At 64.0% G+C, this 303-nt stretch carries 1 pseudogene; it reads left to right on the forward strand.

The annotated features are described in order from the left end of the window. Positions 1-303, forward strand: a pseudogene (locus tag TN53_RS43820) (GlcNAc-PI de-N-acetylase); the annotation flags it as partial.

A 303-nucleotide genomic window follows, 5' to 3' on the forward strand; every position in this document is an offset into this window, starting at 1 on the left:
TCGTCACCTACGACGAGAACGGCTTCTACGGCCATCCCGATCACATCCAGGCCCACCGCATCACGATGGCGGCGCTGGAGATGACCGAGCTGACACCGAAGGTGTACTGGACCACGATGCCCCGTTCGGGAATGCAGCGGTTCGGGGAGATCATGCGCGAGTTTCATTAGGACATGCCGGAGCCGGATCCTGCCGAGGCTGCCGCGCTGGCCGAGATCGGCCTCCCCGACGATGAGATCACCACGTGGGTGGACACCACCGCGTTCAGCGGTCATAAGTTCGACGCGTTGGCCGCGCACGCCA

The sequence above is a fragment of the Streptomyces sp. WM6386 genome (assembly GCF_000972385.1).
Taxonomy (GTDB): Bacteria; Actinomycetota; Actinomycetes; order Streptomycetales; family Streptomycetaceae; genus Streptomyces.